Below are 8,063 nucleotides of genomic sequence, written 5' to 3'. Positions count from 1 at the left end.
GTGCCGCGACGAAGGCGTCGTCGGCGTCGTGAGCCGACTGTACGCCACCGACCAGCAGGGGGTTCGGCACCGGCCCGGCGTGTCGGCGTCGACAGCTACCGGTTCAGCCCTGGGCGCGGGGATGGGCGGTGGCGTACACCTCGCGCAGCCGCTCCACGGTGACCAACGTGTAGACCTGGGTGGTGGTCACCGAGGCGTGGCCGAGCAGCTCCTGGACCACCCGGACGTCGGCGCCGCCGTCGAGCAGGTGGGTGGCGTACGAGTGGCGCAGGGTGTGCGGGGAGACCGCGGCCGGCCCGTCAACGGGCAGCCCGGCCCGGTCGGCGGCGCGGCGCAGGATGCCCCAGGCGCCCTGGCGGGACAGCGCGCCACCGCGGGCGTTGAGGAACACCGCCGGGGTGCCCCGGCCGGCGGCGGCCAGCCCGGGACGGGCCCGGACCAGGTAGGCGCGGACGGCGTCGACGGCGTACCCGCCGATGGGCACCAGCCGCACCCGGCCGCCCTTGCCGCGCAGCAGCACCGTGCCGTCGTCGGTGTCGAGGTCGTCCACGGCGGCGCCGACCGCTTCGGAGATGCGCGCGCCGGTGCCGTACAGGAACTCCAGCAGCGCCCGGTCGCGCAGCGCGAGGGGCGCGTCGTCGCCGGTCGCGGTGATCGGGCCGGCGGTCTCCAGTAGCCGGACCACGTCGTCGACCGGTAGCGCCCGGGGCAGCCGCCGGGGCGGGGTGGGCGGGCGGACGTCGCGGCTCGGATCGGCGCCGGTGAGGCCCTCGCGCACCGCGAAGCGGTGCAGGCCGCGTACCGCGCTGGCCGCGCGGGCGGCGGAGGAGACAGCGAGGGGCGGGTGGGCGTCGTCGCCGGCGCGCAGCCGCGCCAGGTGCGACTCGACGAGGCCGGCGCCGACCGACGCGAGGTCGGTGACGCCGGCGTCGGTCAGGGTGGCGAGATAGCGGTCCAGGTCCCGACGGTACGAGGCGAGCGTGTTCGCGGAGAGGCCACGTTCGACGGTCAGGTGGTCGAGGTACCCGCGAACGGCACGGCGCAGCGCCGGCGTGGGTGGTGTGCCCACGCCGGCGGAGTCCGTGCCGCCGGTCAGCCCGCCACCGTTCAGGCCAGCACGTCGGCCAGCGGGAGCACGTCCATGCCGTGCGCCTCGGCGACCGGGCCGTAGGTGACCTGACCGGCGTGGGTGTTGAGGCCCAGCGCCAGCGCCGGGTCGTTGCGCAGCGCCTCGCGCCAGCCCTGGTTGGCCAGTTCCAGGGCGTACGGCAGGGTGACGTTTGTCAGGGCGTAGGTGCTGGTGTTCGGCACCGCGCCGGGCATGTTCGCCACGCAGTAGAAGATCGACTCGTGGACCTTGTAGACCGGGTCGGCGTGCGTGGTGGGGCGCGAGTCCTCGAAGCAGCCGCCCTGGTCGATGGCGATGTCGACGAGCACGCTGCCGGGCTTCATCCGGGAGACCAGCTCGTTGGAAATCAGCGTCGGGGCCTTCGCGCCGGGCACCAGCACCGCGCCGATGACCAGGTCGGCGTCGAGCACGGCGCGCTCGACCTCGTACGCGTTGGAGGCGACGGTCTGCAGGTGGCCCCGGTAGATCGCGTCGGCCTGCCGCAGCCGGGCCACGTTCTTGTCCAGCAGCAGCACCTCGGACTGCAGACCCAGCGCGATCGCGGCGGCGTTCATGCCGGAGACACCGGCGCCGATGACAACGGTCTTGGCCGCGTACACGCCGGAGACACCGCCGGGCAGCACACCGCGCCCACCACCGGTACGCATCATGTAGAAGGCGCCCACCTGCGGGGCGAGCCGGCCGGCGACCTCGGACATCGGGGCGAGCAGCGGCAGCGACCGGTCGGGCAGCTCGACGGTCTCGTACGCGATGCCGGTGACCCGGCGGTCGATCAGCGCGTCGGTGCACTCCTTGGAGGCGGCCAGGTGCAGGTAGGTGAAGAGCACCTGCCCCTCGCGCATCCGGTGGTACTCCTCGGCGATCGGCTCCTTGACCTTGAGGACCAGCTCGGCGGTCTCCCACACCTCGTCGGCGGTGGCGAGGATCTTCGCGCCGGCGGCGGCGAACTCCTCGTCGGTGATGCTGGAGCCAACCCCGGCGCCGGACTCGACGAAGACCTGGTGGCCGCTGCGGGTGAACTCGTTGACACCCGCTGGCGTGATCGCCACGCGGTACTCGTGGTTCTTGACCTCGCGTGGGATTCCGACCTTCACGATGCAGACACCTCTCTTCGGGGCTGCTCTCCCCCGACTGCTCGGTGCCACGACGGCCCCTTTGCCGCCGCGGTACACCGGTCCTGCGGCGGCAGTCTAGGCGCGCCCGGTGCCGCCGCGAGCCAGCACAGTGACACCCGGTGCCCGGGTGTCCTGACGATGTGTCAGGGCACCGCCGAGATTCGGCGGTCGAGCGTCACCTCAGCCAACAGGACAATGTTTCACCACTATCGTCCCATCTGCCGGGCGGCGGTGCGGACAGCCGGCGAGTGGATCACTAATGTGTCCGCCCATGACCACTCCTCCTTACCAGCCCGGTTACCCCGAGCCGGGGTACCCCCAGGGCGTCTCCGACAAGAGCAAGATCGTCGCGGGCGTCCTCGGCATCCTGCTCGGCACCTTCGGTGCCGGTCGGTTCTACACCGGACACACCAAGATCGCCGTTCTCCAGCTCGTCGTGAGCCTGGTGACCTGCGGCCTCGGCGCTTTCTGGGGCCTCATCGACGGCATCCTCATCCTGGTCAACGGCGGCACGGACGCGCAGGGCCGTCCGCTGCGCGACTCCTAGACCAGCAAGCGAAAGGGGCCCCGCGGCTGACCGCGGGGCCCCTTTGGCGCGTACTCCCCCGACCGGCTGGACCGGCGGCGACGCTCAGCGCGGCAGCGGCGCGTCCGCCCGACGCAGAGACGCGAAGCCGGTGTCCCGGGCCCGGGCCACGGCCAGCAGCCCGGCCACCGCGGACGCGTTGGTGATCTCACCGGCCGCGACCATGGCGACCGCCTCGTCCAGGTCGATCCGGACGACCTGGAGGTCGGCCTCCTCGTCGTGGCGCTCGTGCCGCTCGTCGGCCGGCACGTCGGCGAGGTCACGGGCCAGGAACACCCGGACGATCTCGTTGGTGAACCCCGGCGAGCTGTGCAGGTCCACCAGCACGTCGACCCGCCCGGCGGTGAGGTCGGCCTCCTCGGCCAACTCCCGCAGCGCGGCCACCGGCAACTCCTCGCCGGAGACGTCCATCAGACCGGCCGGCAGCTCCCACAGGTGCCGCCCGACCGGGTGCCGGTACTGCCGGATCAGCACCACCTGGTCGGCGTCGTCGAGCGCCACCACGGCCACCGCCCCGACGTGCCGGACGAGGTCACGCAGCCCGGTCCCACCGCCCGGCATGGTCACCTCCTCGGTGACCACGTCGAAGATCCGCCCCCGGTACCGCTCCTGCCGCGAACGCACCTCGTAGCGGTGCTCCAGGTTGCTCACGACGCCGACGACGCCTTCGTCGCGGCACCGTTGCGGGCGGCCTTGCGCGTCGTCGGGGCCTCCGCCGCCGCGTCCAGGTCGACCGGCAACTGGTCGGCCTGCGAGTACGTCACCGCGGCCTTGACGAACGAGGCGAACAGCGGGTGCGGGCGGGTCGGACGGCTCTTCAACTCGGGGTGCGCCTGGGTGGCCACGAAGAACGGGTGCAGGCTCCGGTCCAGTTCGATGAACTCGACCAGCCGACCGTCCGGCGAGGTGCCGGAGATGTGCAGACCCGCCTTGGTCAGCGCGTCCCGGTAGGCGTTGTTCACCTCGTAGCGGTGCCGGTGCCGCTCGCTGATCTCGGTGCTGCCGTACGCCTCGGCGACGATCGAGCCCTCGGTCAACGTCGCCGGGTACGCCCCCAGCCGCATCGTGCCGCCCAGGTCACCCCGACCGGCGACGATGTCCTCCTGGTCGGCCATGGTGGCGATGACCGGGTGGGCCGCCTGCTCGTCGAACTCCAACGAGTTCGCGCCGTCCAGGTCGGCCAGGTGCCGGGCCACCTCGATGGTCATGCACTGCAGGCCGAGGCAGAGGCCGAGCAGCGGGATGCCGGCCTCCCGGGCGTACCGGGCGGTGCCGATCTTGCCCTCGATGCCGCGGACGCCGAAGCCGCCGGGGATGAGGATGCCGTCCACGCCGGCCAACGCCGCGGCGGCGGCGGCCGGGGTGACGCACTCGTCGCTGGGCACCCACTTGAGCTGCACCCGGGCCCGGTGGCCGAAGCCCGCCGCCCGGATCGCCTCACTCACCGACAGGTACGCGTCGGGCAGGTCGACGTACTTGCCGACCACGGCGACGGTGACGGTGTGCCGGGGGCGGTGCACCCGCTCCAGCAGGTCGTCCCAGCTGGCCCAGTCCACGTCCCGGAAGGAGAGGCCGAGCCGGCGCACCACGTACGCGTCGAGCCCCTCCCGGTGCAGCACCTTCGGAATGTCGTAGATGCTCGGGGCGTCCGGGGCGGCGACGACCGCCTCGGCATCCACGTCGCAGTAGAGCGACAGCTTCTCCTTGAGCTTCACCGGGATCTCCCGGTCGCAGCGGAGCACGATCGCGTCCGGCTGGATACCGATGTTGCGCAGCTGCGCCACCGAGTGCTGGGTCGGCTTGGTCTTCAGCTCACCCGAGGGCGCCAGGTACGGCACCAGCGAGACGTGCAGGTAGAAGCAGTTGTCGCGGCCCAGGTCGTGGCGGACCTGACGGATCGCCTCCAAAAACGGCAGCGACTCGATGTCGCCGACCGTGCCACCGACCTCGGTGATCACCACGTCGGGCAGCTGGCCGTCCTCGTCCGGGTCGGCCATCGCCAGGATCCGCGACTTGATCTCGTTGGTGATGTGCGGGATGACCTGGACGGTGTCGCCCAGGTACTCGCCGCGCCGCTCCTTGGCGATCACGTCGGAGTAGATCTGACCGGTGGTGACGTTCGCCTTACCGGACAACGCCCGGTCGAGGAACCGCTCGTAGTGCCCGACGTCGAGGTCGGTCTCGGCGCCGTCCTCGGTGACGAACACCTCACCGTGCTGGAACGGGTTCATCGTCCCCGGGTCGACGTTCAGGTAGGGGTCGAGCTTCTGCATCACCACGCGCAGCCCGCGCGCGGTCAGCAGGTTGCCGAGGCTGGAGGCGGTGAGGCCCTTACCCAGCGAGGAGGCGACGCCCCCGGTGACGAAAATGTGCCTGGTCGTCCGTGCTGATGGGGCCAAGGCCTGCTCCCGTGTCGTCTGTCGCGGTCATGCAGACCGCCGTGCTTGATCAGCAAAGTGATCACGCGATCCACGGGATTCGACGGTAACACCTCCCGGGCGGGTACCCGCAGGCCGCACCCCGGCCGCGACACCTCCGGGCCATCCGGACGAGGCCCGGCGCTCAGGACGCGGCAACCTCCGTCGATGACCGGGAGACCTGCCGGGGCGGCACGGGCGCCGTCGGCGCGGCGTCCGGCGTCGACCCGCTCGCGGTCGGCTCGGCCGGTTCGTCGGCGTCCCCCCGGCGCTCGCCCGCAGGGTCCGACACCGGTTTGGCGACCGTCGCCGGCACGCCCGGGGGCGGGCCGGCGATCGGACGGGGATGCACGGCACCCAGTGGCCCACCGCCGCCGGTCGGACCGTCACCTCCGCCGGCCGGGCCGACCCCGCCGGACCCCGAGTCGTCGTCGGCGCCGTTGGCGCGGGAGCGGGCCGCTACCGGGCGGGTCCGGTCCGCAGCGTGCCCGAGCACCCGTAGCGACGCCAGGGCCGCCATCGGCACCACCAGGGCGGCTGCAGCACCCATCACGTCCAGGGCCGCGCCGTCGAGCACACCACCGAGCACCGCGGCGACCACGGTGCCGGCCAGCGCGGCCCGGACCGCCGGGTAGATGCCGAACAGCCGCATCAGCCCACCCCACGGCTGCAACAGGGCGAACCACACCAGCAACCCGGCGGCCAGCGCCAGCACCGTCAGCGGGCTGTTGACCAACGTCTCGAAGTTCTCCGTGCTGGAGCGGTGCACGGCGAACCCGCCGGTGCCGTCACCGAGCGCGGACAGGAACCGGCCCAGGCTGCCCCGCTCCGCGGCCGGACGTCGCAGGTCCACCACCGCGAACCCGATACCGACCGCCAGGGCCGCCATGGTGGCCCAGGCCAGCCGGCTGACCGTCAACCAGCCACCGGCACTGATCACGGCGGCGACGCTCACCCCAGCGGTGAGCGCGATCGCGCCGACCGGGTCGGCGCCCAGGTACGGGCTGCCGACCACCACCACGGCGAGACCACCCACCGCCACCATCACCGCCGGCCGCCAGCCCCGGTGCACCCGCTGCGCGAACCAGCCGCCGGTGACCAGCGCACCGGCGAGGAACACTCCCAACCCCACAGTGCTCAGCCCGGCGTACCGGCCGCCCTGCAACGCGGAGTAGCCGACCACGCCGTTGAGCTGCAGGCGGGCCCCGGTCAGCACGTCCAGCCCGACCACGAGCGTGGTGAGGCCGGCCACCGCTCCCAACGGCCCGAGGGTGTTCGCGTACCCGGGGGCGAACCGCACCGCCGCGGTGCCGGCGGCCACCAGCAGCGCCGTCACCCCGGCGAAGATCCACCCCGGGTGCTCACCGCGCCACCAGGGCACCGCATCGGTCAGCAGCGCCGCCGGCACCGTCAACGCCGCGGCGACCAGCAGCAGCTCCATCACCGCCACGACCCGCCCGGAGACGGGCGTCGGACCGGCCGGGCCGGCGTGCGGACGGGCCCGACGCAGCAGCGGCAGGATCGCGACGGCCAGCAGCACCTGCACCCCGGCGAGCAGCGTGAAGAACACCCCGGAGACGGAACGCTGCGCGGCCGCCTCCCGGTCGGCGTTCGCCGGCGCGTTGATGGCCTCGGTCAGATCGGCGGGACGACCGCCGGTGCTGATCGCCGGACGGCCGAGGAAGAGCCGCTCCGGCATGGGCCGGCCCAACGCGGCGAGGGCGGTCGGCGCGAGGTCGACAAGTTGCAGGTACCCGTCCCGGCCGGTGCTGGCCGAGGTGAGCCACCCCCGCTCCCAGCCCGGCCCGTCGGCGACCGCCACGTGCAGCCGCGCCGGCTGGGTGGTGTCGGAGATCCCCGCGACCAGCACCAACGACCGTGGGGGTCGCGCCGCCAGCACCCGGGCCAGCTCGGCGTCCGCCGCGCGGGCCTCCTCGGCGCGGGTGGCCGGGTCGGCCCCCTTGACCGTGCCGAGGTCGACGATGCTCAGCACACACGAGCCGAGCAGCGGCCGCGGGTCGGCCGGCAGCCCCGAGGCGTACCGGTCGACGCGGCCGAACGGTCGGGCGGCGGCCACTGCCGCGCCCGGCCCCACGGCGACGGAGCACCGCACCGACTCGGACAACGAGCCGGGCAGGGCGCCCCAGGGCAGCCGCTGCTGGTTGTACTGGACCACGCTCTCCTGGTCGGGCAGGTTCGCGCCGATGCCGTCGGGCTGTTCCACAGTCACCGCCGCCGACGGACAACCGTCGACCGACCGGCTGCCGTTCCACGCGGCGAAGCTGCCCGCGCCCACTGTCAGCCAGCCGTCCACCGGGCAGGTGGGCCGGTGCGCGGACCGCACCGACAGGGAGCCGATCGAGCCGTCCTGGGCCATCCGCCACAGCGTCGGCGTGCTCTGCGGATCCACGTCGTCCCAGCGCAGCCCAGCGATCCCGGCGAGCACCACGAAGTCGGCGGTGCGTTGCGGGGCGCCCTGGGGTGGGCGGGCGGCGAGCGCGGTGACGCCCAGCGCCACCACGAGCACTGTCAACAGGGCGGGGGCGATTCGGCGCAACATCACCGGTGTCCCGTTCTCGGGGCGTCGGAGCCCGGGGCGGCCGCCGGACCGCCGGGGTTCCCGGCCAACTCGGCGTAGAGGGCGGCAAGCGTGGCGACGGTGTCCGCCTCGGTCGGCCACGTCGCCGCCCGTTCGGCGCCGCGCCGGCCCAACTCCGCCCGCGCCGCCGGGTCGTCCAGCAACGCGCGGCGCCGGACTGGAGGAGATGTACCGGGGGAGCCTGGCCGACCTGGCGGCACTGCGGTACCGGCCATTG

Annotated in this window: 6 protein-coding genes and 1 pseudogene; 1 reads left to right on the top strand and 6 read right to left on the bottom strand. The window is 73.4% G+C overall.

Translation table 11 applies throughout. The features are described from left to right. Window positions 1-103: 103 nt before the first annotated feature. Window positions 104-1,069, bottom strand: coding sequence for a site-specific tyrosine recombinase XerD (locus tag ABZ749_RS23530; protein ID WP_357231163.1), 966 nt, complete (start codon window positions 1,067-1,069; stop codon window positions 104-106). A 38-nt stretch (window positions 1,070-1,107) separates the two neighbouring features. Further along, on the bottom strand, window positions 1,108-2,223 hold the full coding sequence (ald, locus tag ABZ749_RS23525) for an alanine dehydrogenase (protein ID WP_279519840.1): 1,116 nt from the start codon (window positions 2,221-2,223) through the stop codon (window positions 1,108-1,110). Between the two features lie 292 nt (window positions 2,224-2,515). Between ald and ABZ749_RS23520 the strand changes: the two genes are divergently transcribed. Continuing rightward, the gene (locus ABZ749_RS23520; protein WP_357231160.1) at window positions 2,516-2,791 is read left to right on the top strand and encodes a TM2 domain-containing protein; all 276 of its coding nucleotides are present in this window, start codon (window positions 2,516-2,518) and stop codon (window positions 2,789-2,791) included. A gap of 84 nt (window positions 2,792-2,875) precedes the next feature. Here ABZ749_RS23520 and ABZ749_RS23515 read toward each other — a convergent pair whose 3' ends face one another. The 4 genes and pseudogenes from ABZ749_RS23515 to ABZ749_RS23500 form a co-directional block, all read right to left on the bottom strand. Then, the gene (locus tag ABZ749_RS23515; RefSeq protein WP_357231157.1) at window positions 2,876-3,481 is read right to left on the bottom strand and encodes an NUDIX hydrolase; all 606 of its coding nucleotides are present in this window, start codon (window positions 3,479-3,481) and stop codon (window positions 2,876-2,878) included. Then, window positions 3,478-5,229 (bottom strand): CTP synthase, encoded by a 1,752-nt coding sequence (locus ABZ749_RS23510; RefSeq protein ID WP_357231154.1) that lies wholly within the window; start codon window positions 5,227-5,229, stop codon window positions 3,478-3,480. Before ABZ749_RS23510 ends, ABZ749_RS23515 begins: the two co-directional genes overlap by 4 nt. A gap of 163 nt (window positions 5,230-5,392) precedes the next feature. After that, the gene (locus ABZ749_RS23505) at window positions 5,393-7,807 is read right to left on the bottom strand and encodes a hypothetical protein (protein WP_357231151.1); all 2,415 of its coding nucleotides are present in this window, start codon (window positions 7,805-7,807) and stop codon (window positions 5,393-5,395) included. Beyond that, window positions 7,807-8,063, bottom strand: a pseudogene (locus ABZ749_RS23500) (glycosyltransferase family 1 protein); the annotation flags it as partial. The pseudogene ABZ749_RS23500 and the gene ABZ749_RS23505, both read right to left, overlap by 1 nt.

This window comes from Micromonospora sp. NPDC047753, assembly GCF_040642735.1.
GTDB lineage: Bacteria > Actinomycetota > Actinomycetes > Mycobacteriales > Micromonosporaceae > Micromonospora.
Note: the sequence above shows the minus strand (reverse complement) of the source record. Positions and strands in the feature narration are given on the sequence as shown.